We start from the raw sequence: 22,086 nt of genomic DNA, 5'->3' as shown, positions 1-22,086 counted from the left end.
CGGGTGATCCAGGATTCCAGAGACAGCGATGATTGAGCCGATAGGCCGCGGCGTACTGGATGCCCCGGTCGAGCCGGGGCATGACAGTTTCTATGTGGGACCGCTTACGCCACCGCTTCCTTGGCCTTTTCGGCCCGCTTGCGGTCGTTCGGATCGAGGTGCTTCTTGCGCAGCCGGATCGACTTCGGCGTCACCTCGACGAGCTCGTCGTCCTCGATATAGGCGAGCGCCTTTTCCAGCGTCATGCGGATCGGCGGCGTCAGGCGCACCGCTTCGTCCTTCGAGGTGGTGCGGATGTTGGTGAGCTGCTTGCCCTTCAGCACATTGATCTCGAGGTCGTTGTCGCGGGTGTGCTCGCCGACGATCATGCCCTTGTAGACCTTCCAGCCCGGCTCGATCATCATCGGGCCGCGGTCTTCCAGCTTGAACATCGCGTACGCCACCGCTTCGCCCTGGTCGTTGGAGATCAGGACGCCGTTGCGGCGGCCCTGGATCTCGCCCTTGTAGGCGGCATAGCCGTGGAAGATGCGGTTCATGATCGCGGTGCCGCGGGTGTCGGTCAGCAGTTCGCCCTGGTAGCCGATCAGGCCGCGGGTCGGCGCGTAGAACACCAGCCGCAGGCGGTTGCCGCCGGACGGGCGCATCTCGATCATCTCGGCCTTGCGCTCGCTCATCTTCTGCACGACGACGCCGGAATGCTCCTCGTCGACGTCGATCACGACCTCTTCGATCGGCTCCTGCCAGGCGCCGGTCGCCTCGTCCTTCTGCAGCACGACGCGCGGGCGCGACACCGAGAGCTCAAAGCCCTCGCGGCGCATGGTCTCGATCAGGATCGCGAGCTGCAATTCGCCACGGCCGGAAACTTCCATCGAGTCCTTGTCGGCGGCCTCGACGACGCGCAGCGCGACGTTGCCCTCGGCCTCGCGCATCAGGCGGTCGCGGATCATGCGCGAGGTCACCTTGTCGCCTTCGGTGCCGGCGAGCGGCGAGTTGTTGACGATGAACGACATCGACACCGTCGGCGGATCGATCGGCTGTGCCGGCAGCGGCGTCTCGACGCTAGGGTCGCAGAAGGTATCGGCGACGGTGCCCTTGGTGAGGCCCGCGATCGCAACGATGTCGCCGGCCTCGGCCTCTTCAAGCGGAGTGCGCTCCAGGCCGCGGAAGGCGAGGATCTTGGTCAGGCGGCCGGTCTCGATCTGCTTGCCGTCGGCGGACAGCACCTTGACCTGCTGGTTCGGCTTGATCGAGCCGGAGGAGATGCGGCCGGTGATGATGCGGCCGAGATAGGGATTGGCCTCGAGAATGGTGCCGATCATGCGGAACGGGCCTTCCTCGACCTTCGGCGGCTCGACGTGGCGCACGATCAGGTCGAACAGCGGCTGCATGCCGAGGTCCTTCGGACCCTCCGGGCTCTCCGCCATCCAGCCCTGCTTGGCCGACCCGTACAGGATCGGGAAGTCGAGTTGCTCCTCGCTGGCGTCGAGCGCCGCGAACAGGTCGAACACCTCGTTGATGACTTCGGTCGGACGCGCGTCGGGGCGGTCGACCTTGTTGATCACGACGATCGGCTTCAGGCCGATCTTGAGCGCCTTCGACACCACGAACTTGGTCTGCGGCAGCGGACCCTCGGCGGCGTCGACCAGCACCAGCGCGCCGTCCACCATGTTGAGGATGCGCTCGACCTCACCGCCGAAATCGGCGTGGCCGGGGGTGTCGACGATGTTGACGCGGATGTCCTTCCACTGCACCGAGGCGGCTTTCGCCAGGATGGTGATGCCGCGCTCACGCTCCAGATCGTTGGAGTCCATGGCGCGTTCGGTGACCTTCTGGTTCTCACGGAAGGTGCCGGATTGCTGCAGCAGACGGTCGACGAGGGTGGTCTTGCCGTGGTCGACGTGGGCGATGATGGCGACGTTGCGAAGGTTCATGGCTCTTCTTCTGGTCGTGCAATGGTCAGATGCGCGATCTCGCCAGGCCAATTTGGCCGGCCGCTCGCTCACGTGGCCCAATCGGGGCCCGGATCACGCTCATACCCAAGAAATTTGACGGGGACGCATCACCCCAAAAAGGAAGCCCGGTCAGAGGACCGGGCACCTTGCGCGTTGCGGCGCAATATAGTCAGAAAACGCCAAAAAACAACGGTTTATTGGCGGTTTGAGGGCCTGATTTTCGCTCCGGAGGCCGGTTTTGAGGGGCTTTTCGGGCTTACTTCCGGGTAATCGCGAACACGATCAGGCCTAGCCCGCCAAGCGCTATCATCATCACGAACGTGGTGATGGGGTCTCCGCCGGCCCCGGCGCCCATCTTGGCGTTGAGAATGGCGCACAGAACCCCCGGGATCAGCAGGATCACCCCCGCGATCAGCATGAAGGCGGTGGCGCAGCCGCTGCGCTGTTGCGGTTCCCGGGGCCTGGACTGCGGGGGCTGGTCGGAACTGCTCATGGGATTTGCCGATCTAGCGCTCTCGCGGGCGCGTCGCCAACCAGATCAGCCATGCGCCAACGAAGCCAATCGCGAAGACGACGAGCCAAAAGCCGAGGAAGGACAGGTTGGAAGTCCCACCGCGCCCGAGGCCCATAAGCGCGCAGGCCGCGGGAAGCAGCAGGAGCACGCCGGCCACGAGCATCAGCATCGACAAGCAGCCTTCCGCCGCCGAAGCGGGCTTTGGCGATCGTTCCGGAGGCGTGTCGCCTGCGTCGCTCATGGCTTGCCATCGCTCCTCAACGCTGCCCTGTGATCGCGGCGCGGATCAGCATCACGCCGGCAAAGCAGACCGCGAGCCCGAGCAGGATCAGGAAAAGGATGGAGGGATCGTTTTTCGACTCGCTCAAAACGCCGAACCCGAACAGCAGGGCGCAGAGCCCGGGCAGCAGCAGGATCAGCCCGAACAGCACCATGAACGCGGTGGCGCAGCCGCTGCGTGGCGGCGGGAGCGGCGGAGGGGGCTGCGCTGGCACAGGCGGCACGGGAGGGGGATTGGTCTCGCTCATGGCTGTTGGTCCACCAGTGGGTTCGTGATGCGAGCCGTCGCTAGCGCCTTTCCCGTTCCGATTGAATCGGAACGGGGCTCTGGATTCTTGTTCTGACGCGTTTTCTTCACGCCAACCGGTATCCACTTCGCTCGAAAACGCTCTAGGAGCCAGGTCTGCGGATGGCCCACCAGATCAGCGCCACGCCGAAGCACGCCACCAGCAGGCAGGCGGCGACGAACTGAAGATCATCGGAGGCCATCTTGGCGACGCCGGCAAATACGAAGACCAGCGCGCAGAGGCCGGGCAGCAGCAGAATGACGCCAGCGACGATCATCAGCGCCGTCACGCAGCCGCTGCGCTGCTCCGGAGGACGTGACGGAGGCGAGGGGGGCGCGCCGGGATCGCTCACCTTGGCACCTCTTCGTGGGTCAGGCGCGCCTCGCGATAGGTCTGGCCGGCCAGGCTTGCGCGGATGCCGTCGATCAGCCCGTTGCGATAGAACAAATTGTAGGTGTCGAACGGGATGATCGCGCCGCTCTCGGTGACGAAGTGGATGCAGCTTCGCTTGACGTTGCCGACGCAGAAATTGAAGCGATCGAGAAACTGCACGATGGTGACGCGGAACACGTTCGCGTAGGTGAGACCCTCGGGCACCTCGAAGCTCGGCAGGCAGCACAGCAATTCGCAGACCCGCTCCGAGGTGTTGAGCGGCCCCGAGGACAGCGAGAACAGGTCGACGAACTTCTCCCGCAGCACCGGATGTTTCTCCGGGCTGATCGTGTTGGGCATCACGGCGACGAGCTGCTCCTGCGGGATCAGCGAGGTCAGCGGCAGCACCTTGGCGCCGTTGCGCAGGCCGTAGCCGATCGAGATGCTCTCGGGGTTGCACGGCAGCGGGATCATGTCGTTGGCGCCGAACACCCCGGTCTCGATCACGCGCTGACGGATCTCCGACAGCATGATGCGGTCGGTGTTCTTGTCAAAATTCTCGTTGCGGCCGGCGTCCTGCACCGGCTGCAGGGTGACGCCGCGGACGCATGTCCAGGTGAGCGCATGGCGGACGATATCGCCGATCTCGGCATCGTTGACGCCGCGCTTGATGGTGGCGACCAGCGTGGTCGAGACACCCTCGCGCTCGAGATTCTCCAGCGCCTGCTGGCGGATTTTTCGCAGGTCCGCGCCGCGCAGATTGACCAGCGCGTCGCGCTTCAGGGAATCGAACTGCAGATAGACTTCCAGCCCGCGCTTGTTCTCGGCAAGCTTCGCCACGAAATCGGGCTCGCGCGCGATTCGCAGCCCATTGGTGTTGATCATGACATGGCGGATCGGGCGGGCGCGCACCGCATCAAGAATGGCGAAGAAGTCCGGATGCAGCGTCGGCTCGCCGCCGGAGATCTGCACCAGGTCGGGCTCGCCCTCGCTCGCCACCAGCGCGTCGAGCATTGTCTCGATCTTGGCCAGCGGGGTGAAGCGGGTCCGCGCCGGCGAGGAGTCCGCAAAGCACACCGGGCAGGTCAGGTTGCAGTGCTCGGTGATCTCGATCAGCGCCAGGCAGGAGTGCTGCTCGTGGTCCGGGCATAGCCCGCAATCATAGGGACAGCCGAATTCGGTGTGACGCTGGAAGGCGAGCGGCCGGTCGCCGGGCTTGATGAAATCCTTGCACAGCCGCCAATAGGCCGCATCGGTCGAGACCAGTGTCGATTGCACGCCGTGCTGCTTGCAGCGCTTCTCATACCAGACCTCGTTGCCTGATATCTGGATCTTGGTCGGCACCAGGGCCACGCAGGTCTCGCACAATGATTGGGTCTGGCCCCAGAAGATGTAGGGGCGGGACTTACGCAGCGGCGCGTTCATGCTTCACACTCACATTCGGCGCCGTCGCCAGCATGACGGCGGCATAAATCACGACAAACAGCGACAGCAGGTGGAACAGCGAGAACGGACCGATCAACGCGCCATACGGCTTGATGAATTCCCAGACGAAGCGCTGCAGGCCGTAGTAGAACAGCACGAGGTAGAATCCATTGGTGATGATGGCGGCGTTGCGGTTCAACACGGCCCAGACGTAGAAGGCCGCGAACGCCGCCATCGCCAGGCTCTCATAGAGCTGCACCGGATGGCGCAGGATGCCGTCGCCGAAATCATGGCCCCAGGGCAGCGTGGTCGGCGTGCCATAGGTGAAATCCTCGAGCCCGGCGAAATAGCAGCCGAGCCGGCCGACCGCGACGCCGACCCCAAGCGGCAGCGCGAACCGCGCGCCGGTGCGCAGCGAGATTCCGTGCTGCCATTTGTAGAGCTCGATCGCGACGATGCCGCCCGCGAGCGCCCCCTCGACCGAACGGGCGATGCCCGACATGCCCGAGAACCACAGGTTCAACGTGCCGAAGATGTAGGCGCCGATGCCGGCGCCGAATACCAGCGCGGCGATGTAGGTGAGCTCGAAGGATTGCCGCGGGAATTGCAGCCCGCGCACCCGCGACAGCCACCACATCGCGAGCGCGGCCGCGCACCATGCTGCAACGTCGAAAGCGGCGTGAAGTTCAGCCCCACTCATCAGGCGAGTGTAGCGTGATTTTCGCGGCCCGCGATAGCCGCTCCTCTTCTCCCTCTCCCCGTTCTTCACGGGGAGAGGGTGGAGTGAGGGGCTCTGTCCGCGCACTCTGCAATCAGTGGCCGCGCGGAGACTCCCCCTCACCCGGATTGCATCTGCGATGCAATCCGACCTAAGAGCGAGCTTCGTTCGTCTCGGCTCCCCGCAAGCGGGGCGAGGTAGACTTCCAGCCGCCTAGTTCGCCGGGTTGTCCTCGCTCGGATACACCCCGCGCAGCACTTCCTCGAAATGATCCTTCACCGCCTCGTTGCACAGGCAGGATCGCAGCTTGAGCTTGTCGGGGTCGCGGATCACGATCGCGCCGCGCCGGGTGTCCAGCACGCCCTCCGCCTTGAAGTTCTGGATCACCCGGCTGGTGTAGCTGCGGCCGACGCCGAGCAGGGTCGAGAGCTGCTCATGCGTCAGTGGCACCATGCCGTTGCCGTTGGTACGCTCGATCGCCGAGATGATCCATTTCGCGGCGCGCTGCTCGATCGAGTGGATCGCGTTGCAGGCGGTCGACTGGAAGATCTGCGCCAGCATGCAGTCGGCGTAGCGCGCAAAGATGTTGCGCACCGAGATCGACTTCAGCTTGGCGGCGTCGAGCTTGCTGATCGGCAGCCGCACGAAGGGGCCGCCGAACTTGACGGTGATGCGGGTATAGGCCGGCAGGAAGCCCTGGCTGACGATGCCGCCGACCGCACCCTCGCGGCCGACCAGGATGGTCTCGACATCGCGGCCGTCTTCGTTGCCCACCATGTAGGACGCAAGGCTCGGCCCGCACGGGAAATGCACGATCTGCACGTCGTCGCCGGGATTGTAGAGCAGGTCGCCGGCTTGAGCCTCGACCACCGCGAGATACGGCGCGATCAGCTCGTAGTCGACGGCATTGAGCCGGCGCAAGAGGTTGTTGAACGGCCGGTCACTCGTCCCGGCCAAATCGGTCCGTTTTGCAATCATAGGAAAATCCTGAGAACCTAACGCGGACCATAGTCAAAAAGTTCCCGCTTTTATGTTCACTAGTGAACAGACGCGGCCGCTCGCGGTGTGATGGTTTCATCTCGGGAACAGCCGGCGTGCTTTCGGGCGCCGGTCGCGGGCCATCCGGCCGGAACTGATCCGGTCCATCATCCATCATTCAAGACATGGACACTGGTGCGCATGAAACCCGCTCCGAAACCCAGCATGCCCTGTGACGTCCTCGTGGTCGAGGACGATCCGATCATCTCGCTTTATTTCGAGGACACCGTCCTTGGCTTCGGCGTTCAGACAGTACGTACCGCTGCGAGCGTCGCCCGTGCACTCGAGCAGATTGCCGAACGACGTCCGGATTTTGCGCTGCTCGACGTCAGTCTGGTCAGAGGCGAGAACACGTTCGCGGTCGCCGAACGGCTCGATGCGTTGCAGGTGCCTTTCGTGTTCATCACGGGCTATGGCGCCGATATCAGCTTGCCGGCATCGCTTGCCGACAAGCCGCGGCTGACCAAGCCGTGTTCGAGTGAGACGCTCGAAGCCGCGCTGCGCAACGGACCCTGACGGATTGCCGGGCTTCGGCCTCGCCGCCGGCGCGCGCGTCGTCTACGATGCTAGCGGCTCGGATTCGGCACTGGCTTCGGGAAGCCGTCATGGCGATCAGGACATCGGCCGCTGCGCATGCAGCCGTGCTCTCTCTCGGGCTGCTGCTCGCAGCGGCCATCGGTCGTTGCGCGTCGCCGGCCATCGCTGCGCCGGCCGCGCTGACGAGCGAGCAATCGGCTGTACGCGAGACCTACGACAATGCCCTGAAGAATTTCCAGTCGATCCTGCGCCAGCGCCGCGCGCAGATCGATGCCAGGCAGCCGCTGCCCAATCTGCCGGGCCAGGCGCTCTACCTTGCGCGTGTCGAGATGATGAGCACCTACAAGGATCTAACCGACGCGCTTCCGTCCAGGATTGGAAGGCCCAACAAACTCGGAATTCCTCCGGCCTATTTCGACGCCGACAATGAGCCGCTGCTCGATGAGTACCGGAAGCTCTTCGACGTCATGGAGGCACCGCCCGCCAGCGCGCAGACATCCGAGACGCCATTCAAGGACGTGGTCGATCTGGCGACGGTGGTCGCGCGCGCCAGGGGTCTGGATGCCGCTGACGCCGCGGTCGCGGGCCGTATCAGCCTCGGCCTGTTCTTTGCCGAGACCAACGGCAAGCAGAATGCCGGAAATGCGCGGTCGAACACCTACAAGGGCAGTTTGCAGACCGGTCCGTCGGAAGATCGCAACGGTCGAAAGAAGTGGGCAGCGATCAAGCAATCAATCGCGGCCATCGATCCGGCACTGAGCCTGCGTGACGACAAGGAAGAAGCGCGGGCCGGCAATATCGATCACAGGTTCAATCACTGGACCGCGGTGCGGGACGCCCTCATGAACGCACACGCGGATATCTTCCCGGAGGTCCCGGCGATCGCAAAAGACCTGCCCAATCCGATCGATCAGATGAAGCTGTTCGAGCTGATCCAGATCATTCCGACGCCCACCAGGGCCGCGCTCAGATCGGGCAATCTTACAGGTTACAGAATTTCTGATCCGAGGATCATGGGATATCTGCGCAACAACAGCGTGTTCGCGTTCGGCCGGGCCGACAGGGGACGAACATCCGCGAGCTTCCGCGAGATCCTCGATGCGATGTGGCTGTTCAACGCCAAGTTCGAACAGGCGCTTGCCAAATTCGCGGAGATCAAGGCCGGCAAGCCGCAATGAGATCAGCGGGACGTCACAGCGGACCGAGCATCGCCCAGCGCGGATCGCAGAATTCCTTCACGGCAGAGGCGACGCCGCCGGCGATGATGTTGCGGCGCTCGGGCGAGTCCATTGCGAGCTCTTCGTCGCGGTTGATGATCGAGCCGGCCTCGAGCAGGACCGCGGGCATCGCGGTCTTTCGCAACACGATCAGCTCGTCGTAACTGTAAATGCCGGTGTCTTTGTTCAGCAGCGGGTGCCGGTAGCGTCCCATGATGGGCTGGCTGTATTGCTCGGCATAATGCAGCCCCTGGCCCTTCATTTCCGCGGCGACCAGTTCGGCGAACCGGAGGCTGGTCCTGAAGTCCGGATTCTCCCGGGAGACGAACACCGAGTAACCGCTAAAGCGGTCGCTGTAGTGGCTCTTCTTGCCCTCGAACTCCCAGTCCTCGAGCATCTTGTTGGGCACGGAATCATGGTGGATCGACAGCAAGAGATCCGCGCGCAGATTGTTGGCGCTCGCGACCCGTCTGAACAGGCTGGGCCGCGCCTTGCCTTCGGTCAGCAGCAGCCTGGTCTCGGCAAAGCCTTCAGCCTTGAGCCTTCCCTCGATCAGCCGCGCCAAGCGCCGGTTGAAGGTGAACTCGGCGACATTGCGCGCGCTGATCGCGCCTTCCGATTCCGCGGTATGTCCCACATCCAGCACGATCCGGAACGTTGCGGGATCGCATGCGGCCGCGGTCGGCTTGGGCGCGGAGGGCGGCAGGGCGATCGGTCCAAGCGCGGCAAGCCGCGTGGCGCGGGGCTTTGCCGGCGCGCGGTGCTTCGCCAGTTTGGCGGACCTTGTCGACTGCCGCGCCGACTTCGCGCGCTTTGGCGATTTGGCTTGCTTGGATGAGGTCTTGAAGAGATCAGGCAGCCAGCCGGCATTGCCGGCCTCGATCGGCAGCAGCGCGAACACCGCGATCGCGACCACGATCAAGCGGCGAGGCCGAAACCTCGCGACGATGCCACCGAGCACGCGAAAGAACTCGCAGCGCCTCATGCTCCGCCCCTCCGGGCCCCCAGCATAACGGCTCTGATATCGGTACCGGAAGAGGCAGGTCGCGTCCATCCCCCGTCAATCGCGGCGCCCTTGCCTTCGGGGCAAGGGCGTCTAGGACAGGGTGTCGGGTTCCGTCGTCGCTGCGACTACACCGGCTTCGGGTCGAGCGTGATCGCCCACAGCTCGGCGTCGACGCGGTCGCGCAGGCTCACCGTCATCTGCCCGCTCTTGCCGTCGATCTTGACGTGGCCGAAGAACTGCATGCCGGCCGACGGCGGCAGGTTCTGGTTGGCTTCGCCCGGCGCCTTGACGAACTTCACCTCGGGCCCAAACGTGTTGTCGAGCTCGTTCGGACCGAACGTGCCGGCATGCAGCGGGCCGGAGACGAATTCCCAGAACGGATCGAACTCCTGGAACTGGGCCTTGTTCGGATTGTAATAGTGCGCCGCCGCATAGTGCACGTCGGCGGTCAGCCACACCGTGTTGACGATGCCCGCGGTCTTGATGAAGCGCAGGATGTCGGCGATCTCGAGCTCGCGGCCGCGCGCCGGGCCGTCGCCTTGCGCGAAGGCCTCCGAGCCCTTCTTGTTGGTCGCATCGTCATAGACGATCAGCGACAGCGGCATGTCGGAGGCGATCACCTTCCAGGTGGCGCGCGAGCTGAGCAGCGCGCGCTTCAGCCAGGCCATCTGATCCGGTCCGATGAAATAGGCGTCGGGGCCGTAGCTCTCCTGCAGGTTCGGACCGTTCGGGCCACGGTAGCTGCGCTCGTCGAGCATGAACACGTCGAGATGCGGGCCGTAGCTCAGCGTGCGATAGACCCGGCCGGGTTCGACGATGCTCTCGCGCATCGGATACATCTCGTGGAAGGCTTTTGCCGCGCGCGCCGCGAGCACCGTGATGTCGCGCTCCTTGTAGGAAGCCGGCAGCTGCTTCGACAGCGACCAGTTGTTGGTTACCTCGTGATCGTCCCATTGCACGAAGATCGGCACTTCGGCATTGAAGGCACGGACGTTGTTGTCGAGGAAGTTATATTTGTGCGCGGCGCGGTATTCGTCGAGCGTCTCGGCGACCTTGGCCTTCTCCGGGATGGTGATGTTCTTCCAGATCTTGCCGTCGGGGAGCTTCACCTCGGCCGGGATCACGCCGTCGGCATAGATGGTGTCGCCGGAATGCAGCAGGAAGTCCGGATTGTGCATCTTCATCGCGGCGAAGGTGATCATGCCGCCGTCGTCGGGGTTGATGCCCCAGCCCTGGCCGGCGACGTCGCCGCCCCACACGAAGGAGACGTCGCGGCGATCGCTCGGCGCGGTGCGGAAGCGGCCGACCACCGGCTCGCCGACCACGTCGATATGGGCGAGGTCGCGGAATCGGACGCGGTAGAAGATGTCCTGGCCGGACGGCAGGTTCTCCAGCAGCATCTTCGCTGTGAAGTCGCTCTCCGGCAGCGCCGTGATCGGCGGCAGCGCGCGGGCATCCTTGAACGATTCCGTGGTCGCGACCTCGACCATCATCTGCGACGGCCGGTCGGCCCGCGCCCACACCACGCCGCCGTCGACGCCGACGTCGCCGGACTGCACGCCATGCGTAATCACCGGACGATCGGCCGCGCGCGACAGATAAGGCATCGCGATCACGCCGGCGCCGGCCGTGGCCGCAGTCGAAAGAAAGCGTCGGCGGGTGAGATTTCGCGAGAACCGGATCGTCATGGGGGGCCTCCTCAGGTCACAGCGACAATGCGCCGCGGGCGGGAACAGACCTAGAAAAATTCCATGACGGTGAGATTACAGGGGGAGGTGAGCTGCAAATCGTATCGGCACGCTTCGTGAGATGAGCACGCATGCCAGGCTCCCTCCCCCGCAAGGGGGGAGGGAACCCTGCCGCCGGGGAGTCCCTCACAGGCGTTGGCGGATAGAGGAGTGATGGCGCTTCTACGCCGTGCCCGCCGCCCTGAACTGCGTCGCGGTGCGCTGCAGATTCTGCGGCATGCTCAGCAGCAGCGCCTTGCGGTCGGCGACGGCGTTGTGGAATTGCTCGAGGGCGATGTTGAACGCGGTCAGCGTGCCTTCCTCGATCGCGCCGTGCTCGAAGCAGTCCAGCGTGTGGCGCAGGATGTCGTCGGCTTCGGCCTGCAACTGGTCGAGCTCTTCGGTCGAATCGCTTTGCCGCGCGGCCTTCAGCATCTCCAGCAGGCGTTCGCGCTGCGAGGTGTTGGTGTTGCGCTCGTCCTGCTTGAGATAGCCGGCGAACCACGCACCGGCCGAGCCCATCGCCGAGAACGCCATCAGGCTCCACCAGATGTAATCGCTGTAGCGGTCGAGGAAGGTCTTTTCCTCACCGTCGACGAAGGCGGCCGCGCCCGGATGCACCGGAATGGTGGCGTCCTTGTCGGTGTCGGGGGTCTCGATCTTGGCGGCGAGCGGGAAGTCGTTCTTGAGCGACTGCCGGATCGCGAACAATTGCCGCGTGAAGGCCGCGACCGTGGCGTCCGACAGGCCTTTTCGCGCAACGATGTGGTGCGAGAAGCTGATCGTCTTGACCTCGTCGTCGGGCCGGTCGGCGGAGCCGAGCGAGCCGGCCGGGATCTCCGCGGCCTCATAGGCCGGATGGTTCTGCGCGATCGCCTCGGAGGCGTCGATCGGCAGGAAGGTCGGTTCGCCACCGTCCTTGACCGACGCCGTGATCGCATCGATCGTGATCTTGCTGTTGGCAGGTCCCACGGCGAGATAGGCGTCGGCCTTCAGGTTCTTGATGGCGTCGGCCGCCTCATTGGCCGGGAATTGCACGATCTCGACCTTCATCGGGTCGACGCCGTATTGCGTCAGGATCAGCTTCAGCAAATTGACATTGGCCGGCGTGCGTCCGACGACGCCGATCTTGCGGCCGGACAGTTGCGCGATCTTGGTGATCCTGGCGGACTTCTTCACCTTGCCCTTCGCCGGCGGCACCCACATCACCACGACGTTCTTGCGCAGGGTCGCGACCGCTTGCGCATTCTTCGGCACCTCGAGGTCGCCGCGGATGATGGCGAGATCGGCCTTGCCGTCGGCCAGCGTCTGCGCGCTGGCGGTGGCGCCGTCGGTCTGCACCGGTCTCAGCTTGACCTGGGTATGCTGCTGGTTGTTGAAGGCCTGCGCCAGCGCCTGCACGACCTTGAGGTCATCGCTGTTGGCGGGGCCGACTGCGATCCGCAGCGTCACCGGACGCACCGCGAAGTAGTAGCCGGCGGCCGTCGCGCCGATGATGGCGAGCGCGCCTGCGATCAAAACGAACATCAGCCGCCGCTTGGCCGAACGCAGCGGCTTGGGCGATATGCTGGCGGAGCCGTCTGTCATCGATCTCGCAAACAATCGTCGGGGCTCAATCTCGGAAAACTACCAACGCGCATACACCCCCTATGTGTAGCAAATTACTGAATGGACAGATGTTACATCTGCGTCATGGTTACCAGCGGCGATAGGACGCGATTTCGGCCTTAATTTCGGCGTGGATCCCACCCTGAGGCCGGCAGTTAGGCTAAGGTCGGTGCCAAACGGGAGAATTGCCATGGTCGAACGGCTGTCAGCGGAAGCAAGGAAAGCCGCCCTTTGGGAACTGGCCGGCTGGTCGGAGACGCCGGGCCGCGAGGCGATCGCAAAGACCTTCGTGTTCAAGGACTTCAACGAGGCTTTCGGCTTCATGGCGCGCGCCGCCCTGGTTGCCGAAAAGAACGACCATCACCCCGAATGGAAGAACGTCTACAAGACGGTCGAGGTCGTGCTGGCGACCCATGATGTCGGCGGGGTGACCAAGCGCGATATCGACCTGGCCAAGGCCATGAACGCGATCGCACGGCAGCTCGGGGTCAATTGACCCCGGCGCGCACAACCTTGCACCGGTTGGCCGACATCCCCAGATTCGAAGCGTCCGCCGCGGAATTGTCGCGGCGTCGAGGAACCCTGCGATGACATCGAGCGAACACGGCGTGGGATTTGGGCCTGCCGACCGGCTGGCGCAGGATCCGGAAAGCGTGCGCCGCCGTTTCTGGATCAAGTTCAAGAAGGTGGTGGCGAGCCTGCCCTTCGCCGAGGACCTGCTGGCCGCCTATTACTGCGCCTTCGACCGCCAGACGCCGCGCCATGTTCAGGCCGCGCTGCTCGGCGCGATCGCCTATTTCATCCTGCCGTTCGATTTCGTGCCGGACATGCTGCCGATCCTCGGCTTCACCGACGACGCCGCGGTTCTCGCCACCGCGCTCCGCATGGTGGCAAGCCACATCACGCCGGAGCACCGCGAAGCCGCGCGCGCCGCGCTGAAGCGCGGGGTGCCGGAGGAGGCGTGAGCCTGGCAGCCGTAGCCCGGATGAAGCGAAGCGCAATCCGGGATTGCTTCAACCGCGGATCTTTCGGTCCCGGATTTCGCTGCGCTCCATCCGGGCTACGAAACTCTTGATCCGTCATCCCCGCGCAAAGGCTTTGCCTTTGTCGCTGGAGGTGCGAGCTCTTGCGAGCCTCGAAGGATGCACGGCCACCAGTCGGGCCGTCGACCCTTCGAGACGCGCTACGCGCTCCTCCAGCGACAAAGGCGGAGCCTTTGCGCGGGGGTGACGGTGTTAGTAAGGTGCGCGGTCGTCTGTCCTCAGCTGCCCGGATGCAGGATCACCTTGCCCATCGCCTTGCGGCCGGCGAGCACTTTCAAGGCTTCCGCGGTCTGCGACAGCGGGAAGGTGCGGTCGACATGCGAGGAGATCTTGCCCTCCGCGGTCCACTGCACGAGCTTCTCGAGGTTCTTGCGGTTCTTCTCCGGATTCTGCCGCGCCCACGCGCCCCAGAACACGCCGCGGATGTCGCAGCCCTTCAGCAGCGCGAGGTTGAGCGGGATCTTCGGAATGTCGCCGGCGGCAAAGCCGATCACCAGGAAGCGGCCTTCCCATGCGGTCGAGCGCAGCGCGGCCTCGGCATAGGTGCCGCCGACCGGATCGAACACGATGTCGGCGCCCTTGCCGTCGGTCAGCTTGCGCAGGCCTTCCTTGAGATCTTCGTTGGCGTAGTTCAGCGTCAGCTCGGCGCCGTGCTGCTTGGCGAAGGCGAGCTTCTCGTCCGACGACGCGCAGGCGATCACCTTCAGCCCCATCAGTTTGCCGAGTTCGCACGCGGCAAGGCCGGTGCCGCCGGCAGCGCCGAGCACCGCGAGCGTCTCGCCCGGCTTCGGGCTGGCGCGGTCTTCCAGCGCATGCAGCGCGGTGCCGTAGATGATGATGATGCCGGCGGCGCGATCGTAATCGAGATTGTCGGGAATCTTCACGATCGAATTCGCGGGCAATGCGATCTTGTCGCGCGCACCGTTATGGCCGCACGAGGCCACGACGCGGTCGCCGACTTTGAGATCGGTGACGCCGGCGCCGACGCTCTCGATCACGCCGGCGACTTCGGCGGCCGGCGAGAACGGGAACGGCGGCTTGATCTGGTACTTGCCCTGGATCATCAGGATGTCGAAGAAGTTCAGCGCCGCCGCCTTGATCGCGATCACGGCTTCGCCCGGACCGGCCACCGGATCGGGCACGTCAGCCAGCACGAGATCGTCGGGTTGACAGTATTGCGAGCAGAGGATGGCTTTCATGGACACACCTGAGTTTCGGACGCAAAAGACCTGAAAGCTTCATGCCGGATTTGCAGCGGAGCGACAATACAGTGCGGAGGGATCAAACTATGTTTGAAAAAGGCCTGCTAGCGAAAAAGCGCATCCTGATCACCGGCGGCGGCTCCGGCCTTGGCGCGGCGATGGGCCGCCGCTTCGCCGAACTCGGCGCCGAACTGATCATCTGCGGGCGGCGCGAGGGGCTGCTGGAGGAAACCGCAGGCAAATTCCGCAGCGAACTCGGCGCCAAGGTTTCGATCGCGCGCTGCGATATTCGCGACGGCGCCGCGGTCGAGGCGATGATGGATCAAATTTGGCAGGACGCGCCGATCGACGTACTCGTCAACAATGCTGCCGCAACCTTTATTGCGCAGAGCGAACATTTGTCATTCCGCGCGGCGGACGCGATCCTGGCGCCGACACTGCATGGCACGATGTACTGCACACTCGCCGCCGGCCGCCGCTGGATCGAGGCCAAGCACAAGGGCGTGGTGCTCTCGATCCTTTCGACCTCCACCATTACCGGCCGCGCCTTCACCGTGCCGTCGTCGATGGCCAAGACCGCGGTGCTGGCGATGACCAGGAGCCTCGCGGTCGAATGGGGCCCGAAGGGCATCCGCACCGTGGCGATCGCGCCGGGCGCGTTCCCCACGCCAGGTGCGACCGGGCAGTTGCGCCCCGAAGCGCGCGGCGAGACCTGGTCGCAGCGCAATCCGCTCGGCCGCGCCGGCGAGCATTCCGAGCTCGCCAATCTCGCGAGCTTCCTGATCTCCGATCAGGCCGGCTACATCAATGGCGAGATGGTGGTGCAGGATGGCGGCGCGCATCTGCGCAGTTCCGGCGCCGAGGACCTGCTGCAATGGACCGACGAACAGTGGGAGAAGCAACGCGCGGCGCGCGCCAAGGGATGATCGAGGGATGATCAAGGGATCGCGAACAGCGATCCGCGCACGACGGTGACCGGCGTTCGTCTTTCGGCCTAACTGCCTTCCCAAACAAGCGTTTCCCGGTTATCCATCCGAGCCGGCGGAGGGGGAATCGCCGGGCCATCTTGCAGTCACAATGATGGGGGAACCAGTTGGCCGTGCGGCAGATTCTGACATCGTTGGCGGCTTGCATCCTGTGCGGGATCATCACCCTCGCACCGACGCAGGCTGCACCCAAGAAAGAAGCGGCCAAGCCGGCGCCTTCGGCCGCCGCGGCTGCGGCCGGCGGCGCGGAGCCGACGCTGATCGGCCAATTCGGCACCTGGGGCGCGTACACGGCATCGCCCAACGGCAAGAAGGTGTGCTTTGCGCTCGCCAAGCCGTCCTCGTCGAAGACCAATCCGGCGAATCGGCCGCGCGATCCGGCCTATGCCTTCATCTCGACCCGTCCGGCCGAGAAGGTCGTCAACGAAGTCTCGATCATGATCGGCTACTCCGTGAAGCCGGGCTCGGAATCGACGCTCCAGGTCGGCGGCGGAACCTATGCGATGTACACGCAGGGCGACGGCCTCTGGATCAAGAATGCGGCCGAAGAGGAGCGGATGGTGGAATCCATGCGCAAATCGGCCGAGCTGACGGTAAAAGCCGTCTCGGCCAAGGGCACCGAGACAATCGATACGTTCTCACTGAAGGGTCTGGCGCAGGCGCTCGACCGGCTTGGGCAGGACTGCCGGCGCTAGAGAGACGACCTAAGGCCCTAAAATCGAGGTATTTGGAGGCTTTCCAGCACCGGCTGGAAGGCCTATTTGAGGTTTCATGACCGACACCGTGACCACCAAGGCCGTCTCCGGCGCCAGCGCGCTGGTCGAGAAGGTTCCGCTCGAGAGCTATGTGCCGCCGGCCAAGCCGTCGCTGATCGGGCTGTCGCGCGCCGAGATCGCCGATCGCCTCGGCGAAATCGGGGTCGCGCCGGCGCAGCGCAAGATGCGCACCCAGCAGCTCTGGAGCTGGATGTATTTCCGCGGCGCCAAGAACTTCGGCGAGATGACCAACGTCTCGAAGGACATGCGCGCCGAGCTCGAGAAGCATTTTACCGTCGACCGCCCCGAGGTGGTCGCCGAGCAGATATCCAATGACGGCACCCGCAAATGGCTGCTGCGGCTGCCGAGCGGCGACAAGGCCGAACGGCCGCACGAGGTCGAGTGCGTCTACATCCCCGAGACCGATCGCGGCACGCTGTGCGTTTCCTCGCAGGTCGGTTGCACGCTGAACTGCTCGTTCTGCCACACCGGCACGCAGCGGCTGGTGCGCAACCTCACCGCCGGCGAGATCGTCGGCCAGGTGATGGTGGCGCGCGACCGGCTCAACGATTGGGCCGACCGCGAGGACGGCACGCGCCGCGTCACCAACATCGTGATGATGGGGATGGGCGAGCCGCTGTATAATTTCGACGCGGTGCGCGATGCGCTGTTGATTGTCGGCGACAATGAAGGCATCGGCATTTCCCGCCGCCGCATCACGCTGTCGACCTCGGGTGTGGTGCCGAACATCAAGCGCACCGGCGAGGAGATCGGCGTGATGCTCGCGATCTCGCTGCATGCGGTGCGCGACGAGCTGCGCAACGAGCTGGTGCCGCTGAACCGCAAATATCCGATCAAGGAATTGCTGCAGGCCTGCCGCGACTATCCCGGCGCCTCCAACGCGCGGCGCATCACCTTCGAATATGTGATGCTCAAGGGCGTCAACGATTCGCTCGATGACGCCAAGCTGCTGGTCAAGCTGCTCAAGGGCATTCCGGCCAAGATCAATCTGATCCCGTTCAATCCGTGGCCGGGCACCGCCTACGAATGCTCGGACTGGGAGCAGATCGAGAAATTCTCCGAATACATCTTCAACGCCGGCTATTCCTCGCCGGTGCGCACGCCGCGTGGCCGCGACATCCTCGCCGCCTGTGGCCAGCTCAAGTCGGAGACCGAAAAGCTCTCCGCCCGCGAGCGCCAGGCGCTGCGCGCGATGGCGATGACGGACTAGTTAGATGGCCTTGATCGGCCGCCTGTTCGTCGTCGGCTTCGGCTTCCTGATGGCCTGCTTCGTGGCGGGGATCATCGTGGTCGTCGCGGTGCTGTATCCCGAGATCAGCGATTTCGGCGGGCAGATCGACCAGAGCGCAATCAACGTCGTGCTCGGCTTCGGCTTCATCTTCATCTCGGGCTTTGCGCTGCTGCCCGCGCTGATCGTGGTGCTGATCACCGAGGCGTTCTTCATCCGGAGCGTGCTGGCCTATGCCGTCGGCGGCGCGATCGTCGGCGCGGCCTGCTATCTCGGGCTGGTTCCGTTCGATCCCGATATGATGCAATTCCACGGCATCGTGCGCCGGCACATGGAGATCATGACCGGCGCCGGCATCGTCGCGGGCCTGGTCTACTGGCTGATCGCCGGCCGCAGCGCCGGCGCCTGGCGCGAGCCGCCGCGCCCCATGCCACCACCCCCGCCATTGCCGTCGCAATCGCGGCAGCCGTGACCCGATTCCCATCCTCCCCTGGAGGGGGAGGATCGGTTCGCATGAAGCGTAGCGAAATGCGAACCGAGGTGGGGTGATCCCTCCAATCGGGCAGTGCAGATGTTGTGAGACCTTCACCCCACCCCGGCTCACGTTTCGCTCCGCTCAACGTGAGCCGACCCTCCCCCTCCAGGGAAGGGTAAGGGAGTGCGCATGCTTCCCATGCTCATCCGCCTCGGCTAAACCGCGCGCCATGAACCGGACCGGACTTTTCATCGCGCTGGCGCTCGCGCTCGTCATCGGCATCCTGTTCGGGCTCTATCCCGAGCTCGACCTGAAGCTTGCCGCGTTGTTCTACGATGTCGCGGAGAAAACCTTCCCCGTGAAGCTCGACGCCGTGGCGCAGTTCGCGCGCGATGCGGCGATGTGGATCGCCTGGGCGCTGGTGCTGCCGGCGATCGTGACCATCGTCTGGAAATTCATCCGGCCGGATCGGCCGATGCTGATGTCCGGCCGTGCCGCGGTGTTCCTGCTGACCACGATGCTGCTCTCGGCCGGCGTGCTCACCAACTTCACCTTCAAGAATTATTGGGGCCGGCCGCGGCCGGTGTTCGTGACGCAGTTCGGCGGCGATCTGCAATTCATGCCGTGGTGGGACCCGCGCGGCGGCTGCCCGCGCAATTGCTCGTTCTTCTCCGGCGAGGGCGCCACCGCGTTCTGGACCTATGCGCCGGCCGCGTTGACGCCGCCGGCCTGGCGGCCGCTGGCCTTCGCCGGGGCGACCGTGTTCGGCATCGTCACCAGCGGGCTGCGGATGGCCTTTGGCGGTCATTTCTTCACCGACGTGGCGATCGCCGGTCTCGTCTCGTTCCTCACGGTCTGGCTGTTCTACGCGCTGATCTACCGCTGGGCCTCGACCCGGCTGACCGACGAGGCCGTCGATGCCGCGCTGACCCGGCTGGCGATGCCCGGCTACCGGTGGATGCAGCGCTGGCGCCGGGGCGGCAAGGCCGAGCCTGGCGGCACGGAAGCCTGATTAAAGGCGTGCCCCGCCTTCCGAAATTTGATATCGCCACCCCGGAAACCTCTTCGATTTCGACCGATTGGACCGTCCCATGAGTACGATTCTGAAAAGCCTGCCCACCGGCGAGAAAGTCGGCATCGCGTTCTCCGGCGGGCTCGACACCTCGGCGGCGCTGCTCTGGATGAAGCTGAAGGGCGCCAAGGTCTTCGCCTACACCGCCAATCTCGGCCAGCCCGACGAGGCCGACTACGACGCGATCCCGCGCAAGGCGATGGATTTCGGCGCCGAGAAGGCCCGCCTGGTCGATTGCCGCACCCAGCTGGTGCATGAGGGGATCGCCGCGATCCAGTCCGGCGCGTTCCACATCTCGACCGGCGGCATCACCTATTTCAACACCACCCCGCTCGGCCGCGCGGTGACCGGCACGATGCTGGTCGCCGCGATGCAGGAGGACGGCGTCAACATCTGGGGCGACGGCTCGACCTACAAGGGCAACGACATCGAGCGCTTCTACCGCTACGGCCTGCTGACCAATCCGAACCTGCGGATCTACAAGCCCTGGCTCGACCAGCAGTTCATCGACGAGCTCGGCGGCCGCGCCGAGATGTCGGCGTTCATGACTGCGCAGGGCTTTGCCTACAAGATGAGCGCGGAGAAGGCTTACTCCACCGACAGCAATCTGCTCGGCGCCACCCATGAGGCCAAGGATCTCGAGAGCCTGTCGAGCGGCATCACCATCGTCAATCCGATCATGGGCGTGCCGTTCTGGCGCGCCGATTGCGACGTCAGGCCAGAGAAGGTCGTGGTGCGCTTCGAGGAAGGCCAGCCGGTCGCGCTGAACGGCAAGACGTTTGCCGATCCGGTCGCGCTGTTCCTCGAGGCCAACGTCATCGGCGGCCGCCACGGCCTCGGCATGAGCGACCAGATCGAGAACCGCATCATCGAGGCCAAGAGCCGCGGCATCTACGAGGCGCCGGGCATGGCGCTGCTGCACATCGCCTATGAGCGTCTCGTCACCGGCATCCACAACGAGGATACGATCGAGCAGTACCGGATCAGCGGCATGCGGCTCGGCCGGCTGCTGTATCAGGGCCGCTGGTTCGATTCGCAGGCCTTGATGCTGCGCGAGACCGCGCAGCGCTGGGTGGCGCGCGCCGTCACCGGCGAGGTGACGCTCGAATTGCGCCGCGGCAACGATTACTCGATATCAAACACCGAGAGCCCGAACCTGACCTATGCGCCGGAGCGGCTCAGCATGGAGAAGGTCGAGGACGCCGCCTTCACGCCGGCCGACCGCATCGGCCAGCTGACGATGCGCAACCTCGACATCTCGGACACCCGCGCCAAGCTCGGCCTCTACAACAAGACCGGCCTGCTCTCGGGCGGCGAGGGCTCGCAGCTCTTCCAGCTCGAGAGCGACAAGGACTGAGCTGCGGCGCCACCACAAACTCGGTGTCGTCCCGGCGAAGGCCGGGACCCATAACCACAGGATCGCGTTGTTGAAGCGAGCTGTGGCCCCGGCGTTGCGCAGCAATTCACGGTCGTGGTTATGGGTCCCGGTCTGCGCCGGGACGGCGGGAAAGATGTTGGCTTACTTCACCCTCAGCGCATCGAGCAGCGAGCGGAACGCGCGCGCGTAATCGGTGCCCGTCTTGCCGATATCGGGCCCGGCCGAGACCGCGACCGCGGCTTCCGTCACCGCGCCGAGCAGCAGCCGCGCCAAGGGCTCGATCGGCTGCTTGGCGATCACGCCGGCATCCATCGCCGCCGCCAGCGCACGCGGAAACTTGCCGCCGAAATGCTTGGCGTCGATCTCGCGCCAGCGCTCCCAGCCCAGCACGGCGGGGCCATCGCGCAAAATGATCTGGCCGGTCGGGCCCTTCGAGCATGCCGCGAAATAGCCCTGCGTGCCCGCCGCCATCGCCGCGAGCGGATCGTTCTCGGCGCGCGAGATGCGGTCGAGATCGGCGACGAGGTCGATCGAGACCTGCTCGAACACCGCCTCGAACACCGCCTCCTTGGTCGCGAAGTGATGATAGACCGCGCCCTTGGCGACCCGCGCGCCGCTCGCGATATCGTCCATCGTCGCCGTCGCAAAGCCGCGCTCGCCAAAGGTGCGCCGCGCCGCCTTGACGATCGCGGCTCTGGTCTTCTCGCGCCGTTCGGCCTGGGTTGCCATCATCCATCTCTAGCCCAGGTTCCGGATTGGCGCCAGTTGACTTACCGACTATCAGTCGATAAATACCGACCATCAGTCGGTAAATGGAGAGTGCCCATGCCTTCGCTCAAGACGCTGCAAGCCTTCGCGGATACGGTCGAATCGAACGACCATGTCGGCGCCATCAGGAACTTCTATACGGCCGATGCCCGCACCCAGGAGAACGACGGCGAATGGCGGGTCGGCCGCGAGGCGCTGGCGGCACGCGAGGCGGCGGTGCTGGCCGCGGTCTCCGGGGTGAAGACCACACGGCTCGGGCCGCTGCTGCTCGACGGCGATCATTCCGCGATCTGCTGGCGGTTCGAATTCACCGGTAAGGACGGCAAGGTCCGCAGCATGGAGGAGGTCGCCTGGCAGACCTGGCGCGGCGAGGAACTGATCGAGGAACGCTTCTTCTACGATCCGCAGCAGATGGCGCGCTGACACAGCGCTTGCGGCAATACGTCCCGGCGCCGCCTCATTGCGGCGTCATCCGCCA

24 protein-coding genes are annotated in these 22,086 nt (G+C 64.8%); 11 read left to right on the top strand and 13 right to left on the bottom strand.

What is annotated here, in order from left to right; genetic code table 11:
* Positions 1 to 104: 104 nt before the first annotated feature.
* The 8 genes from typA to BRSPCE3_RS24260 all read right to left on the bottom strand — a co-directional run bounded on the left by typA (position 105) and on the right by BRSPCE3_RS24260 (position 6,525).
* Entirely contained in the window at positions 105 to 1,931 is a 1,827-nt protein-coding gene (gene typA / locus BRSPCE3_RS24295; protein ID WP_244068813.1) for a translational GTPase TypA, read from the bottom strand.
* Positions 1,932 to 2,208: 277 nt separating this feature from the next.
* Positions 2,209 to 2,445, bottom strand: a complete 237-nt coding sequence (locus BRSPCE3_RS24290) for a hypothetical protein (RefSeq protein WP_244068812.1) — start codon at positions 2,443 to 2,445, stop codon at positions 2,209 to 2,211.
* A gap of 13 nt (positions 2,446 to 2,458) precedes the next feature.
* Positions 2,459 to 2,707, bottom strand: a complete 249-nt coding sequence (locus BRSPCE3_RS24285) for a hypothetical protein (protein ID WP_244068811.1) — start codon at positions 2,705 to 2,707, stop codon at positions 2,459 to 2,461.
* Between the two features lie 16 nt (positions 2,708 to 2,723).
* Entirely contained in the window at positions 2,724 to 2,993 is a 270-nt protein-coding gene (locus BRSPCE3_RS24280) for a hypothetical protein (RefSeq protein WP_244068810.1), read from the bottom strand.
* Positions 2,994 to 3,135: 142 nt separating this feature from the next.
* Entirely contained in the window at positions 3,136 to 3,384 is a 249-nt protein-coding gene (locus tag BRSPCE3_RS24275) for a hypothetical protein (RefSeq protein WP_244068809.1), read from the bottom strand.
* Positions 3,381 to 4,829: a radical SAM protein gene (locus tag BRSPCE3_RS24270; protein WP_244068808.1), complete on the bottom strand. Its 1,449-nt coding sequence runs from the start codon at positions 4,827 to 4,829 to the stop codon at positions 3,381 to 3,383. The genes BRSPCE3_RS24275 and BRSPCE3_RS24270 overlap by 4 nt, the downstream gene beginning before the upstream one ends.
* Entirely contained in the window at positions 4,810 to 5,529 is a 720-nt protein-coding gene (locus tag BRSPCE3_RS24265; RefSeq protein ID WP_244068807.1) for a prolipoprotein diacylglyceryl transferase, read from the bottom strand. Before BRSPCE3_RS24265 ends, BRSPCE3_RS24270 begins: the two co-directional genes overlap by 20 nt.
* 231 nt (positions 5,530 to 5,760) lie before the next feature.
* Positions 5,761 to 6,525, bottom strand: coding sequence for a Crp/Fnr family transcriptional regulator (locus BRSPCE3_RS24260; protein WP_244068806.1), 765 nt, complete (start codon positions 6,523 to 6,525; stop codon positions 5,761 to 5,763).
* A 225-nt stretch (positions 6,526 to 6,750) separates the two neighbouring features.
* Here BRSPCE3_RS24260 and BRSPCE3_RS24255 point away from each other — a divergent pair, with 225 nt between their 5' ends.
* Both BRSPCE3_RS24255 and BRSPCE3_RS24250 read left to right on the top strand, forming a co-directional pair.
* Positions 6,751 to 7,101: a response regulator gene (locus BRSPCE3_RS24255; protein WP_309296335.1), complete on the top strand. Its 351-nt coding sequence runs from the start codon at positions 6,751 to 6,753 to the stop codon at positions 7,099 to 7,101.
* An 89-nt stretch (positions 7,102 to 7,190) separates the two neighbouring features.
* Complete coding sequence (locus tag BRSPCE3_RS24250) at positions 7,191 to 8,300, top strand: hypothetical protein (protein WP_244068804.1); 1,110 nt, start codon at positions 7,191 to 7,193, stop codon at positions 8,298 to 8,300.
* 13 nt (positions 8,301 to 8,313) lie between these two features.
* Here the strand turns inward: BRSPCE3_RS24250 and BRSPCE3_RS24245 are convergent, their stop codons facing one another.
* From BRSPCE3_RS24245 to BRSPCE3_RS24235, 3 genes are all read right to left on the bottom strand, one after another.
* Positions 8,314 to 9,324 carry an N-acetylmuramoyl-L-alanine amidase gene (locus tag BRSPCE3_RS24245; protein ID WP_244068803.1) on the bottom strand — a complete coding sequence of 337 codons (1,011 nt, stop codon included), beginning with the start codon at positions 9,322 to 9,324 and terminating at the stop codon, positions 8,314 to 8,316.
* Between the two features lie 146 nt (positions 9,325 to 9,470).
* Positions 9,471 to 11,033, bottom strand: a complete 1,563-nt coding sequence (locus tag BRSPCE3_RS24240; protein WP_244068802.1) for an alkaline phosphatase — start codon at positions 11,031 to 11,033, stop codon at positions 9,471 to 9,473.
* Between the two features lie 222 nt (positions 11,034 to 11,255).
* Complete coding sequence (locus BRSPCE3_RS24235; RefSeq protein WP_244068801.1) at positions 11,256 to 12,659, bottom strand: TAXI family TRAP transporter solute-binding subunit; 1,404 nt, start codon at positions 12,657 to 12,659, stop codon at positions 11,256 to 11,258.
* A gap of 211 nt (positions 12,660 to 12,870) precedes the next feature.
* On the opposite strand from BRSPCE3_RS24235, the gene BRSPCE3_RS24230 reads away from it, so the two are divergent.
* The gene (locus BRSPCE3_RS24230; protein ID WP_244068800.1) at positions 12,871 to 13,176 is read left to right on the top strand and encodes a 4a-hydroxytetrahydrobiopterin dehydratase; all 306 of its coding nucleotides are present in this window, start codon (positions 12,871 to 12,873) and stop codon (positions 13,174 to 13,176) included.
* Between the two features lie 91 nt (positions 13,177 to 13,267).
* Positions 13,268 to 13,645 (top strand): YkvA family protein, encoded by a 378-nt coding sequence (locus BRSPCE3_RS24225; protein WP_244068799.1) that lies wholly within the window; start codon positions 13,268 to 13,270, stop codon positions 13,643 to 13,645.
* A 296-nt stretch (positions 13,646 to 13,941) separates the two neighbouring features.
* On the opposite strand, the gene BRSPCE3_RS24220 is transcribed toward BRSPCE3_RS24225, so the two are convergent.
* Positions 13,942 to 14,922 (bottom strand): NADPH:quinone oxidoreductase family protein, encoded by a 981-nt coding sequence (locus BRSPCE3_RS24220; protein WP_244068798.1) that lies wholly within the window; start codon positions 14,920 to 14,922, stop codon positions 13,942 to 13,944.
* 89 nt (positions 14,923 to 15,011) lie between these two features.
* On the opposite strand from BRSPCE3_RS24220, the gene BRSPCE3_RS24215 reads away from it, so the two are divergent.
* From BRSPCE3_RS24215 to argG, 6 genes are all read left to right on the top strand, one after another.
* Positions 15,012 to 15,851, top strand: a complete 840-nt coding sequence (locus BRSPCE3_RS24215) for an SDR family oxidoreductase (RefSeq protein ID WP_244068797.1) — start codon at positions 15,012 to 15,014, stop codon at positions 15,849 to 15,851.
* A 167-nt stretch (positions 15,852 to 16,018) separates the two neighbouring features.
* A complete protein-coding gene (locus tag BRSPCE3_RS24210; protein ID WP_244068796.1) occupies positions 16,019 to 16,606 on the top strand; it encodes an invasion associated locus B family protein in 588 nt (195 codons plus the stop codon).
* A 76-nt stretch (positions 16,607 to 16,682) separates the two neighbouring features.
* Positions 16,683 to 17,897 carry a 23S rRNA (adenine(2503)-C(2))-methyltransferase RlmN gene (gene rlmN, locus BRSPCE3_RS24205; RefSeq protein ID WP_244068795.1) on the top strand — a complete coding sequence of 405 codons (1,215 nt, stop codon included), beginning with the start codon at positions 16,683 to 16,685 and terminating at the stop codon, positions 17,895 to 17,897.
* A gap of 4 nt (positions 17,898 to 17,901) precedes the next feature.
* On the top strand, positions 17,902 to 18,387 hold the full coding sequence (locus BRSPCE3_RS24200; RefSeq protein ID WP_244068794.1) for a hypothetical protein: 486 nt from the start codon (positions 17,902 to 17,904) through the stop codon (positions 18,385 to 18,387).
* Positions 18,388 to 18,619: 232 nt separating this feature from the next.
* Complete coding sequence (locus BRSPCE3_RS24195) at positions 18,620 to 19,402, top strand: phosphatase PAP2 family protein (RefSeq protein WP_244068793.1); 783 nt, start codon at positions 18,620 to 18,622, stop codon at positions 19,400 to 19,402.
* 79 nt (positions 19,403 to 19,481) lie between these two features.
* Positions 19,482 to 20,819 (top strand): argininosuccinate synthase, encoded by a 1,338-nt coding sequence (gene argG, locus BRSPCE3_RS24190; protein ID WP_244068792.1) that lies wholly within the window; start codon positions 19,482 to 19,484, stop codon positions 20,817 to 20,819.
* Between the two features lie 162 nt (positions 20,820 to 20,981).
* Here the strand turns inward: argG and BRSPCE3_RS24185 are convergent, their stop codons facing one another.
* Positions 20,982 to 21,569: a TetR/AcrR family transcriptional regulator gene (locus tag BRSPCE3_RS24185; RefSeq protein ID WP_244068791.1), complete on the bottom strand. Its 588-nt coding sequence runs from the start codon at positions 21,567 to 21,569 to the stop codon at positions 20,982 to 20,984.
* 96 nt (positions 21,570 to 21,665) lie between these two features.
* Here BRSPCE3_RS24185 and BRSPCE3_RS24180 point away from each other — a divergent pair, with 96 nt between their 5' ends.
* Complete coding sequence (locus BRSPCE3_RS24180; protein WP_244068790.1) at positions 21,666 to 22,031, top strand: nuclear transport factor 2 family protein; 366 nt, start codon at positions 21,666 to 21,668, stop codon at positions 22,029 to 22,031.
* Positions 22,032 to 22,086: the final 55 nt, after the last annotated feature.

The sequence above is a fragment of the Bradyrhizobium sp. Ce-3 genome (assembly GCF_022835695.1).
Classification (GTDB): Bacteria; Pseudomonadota; Alphaproteobacteria; order Rhizobiales; family Xanthobacteraceae; genus Bradyrhizobium.
The sequence above is the reverse complement of the archived record's forward strand: the minus strand, read 5'-3'. Positions and strand labels throughout refer to the sequence as shown.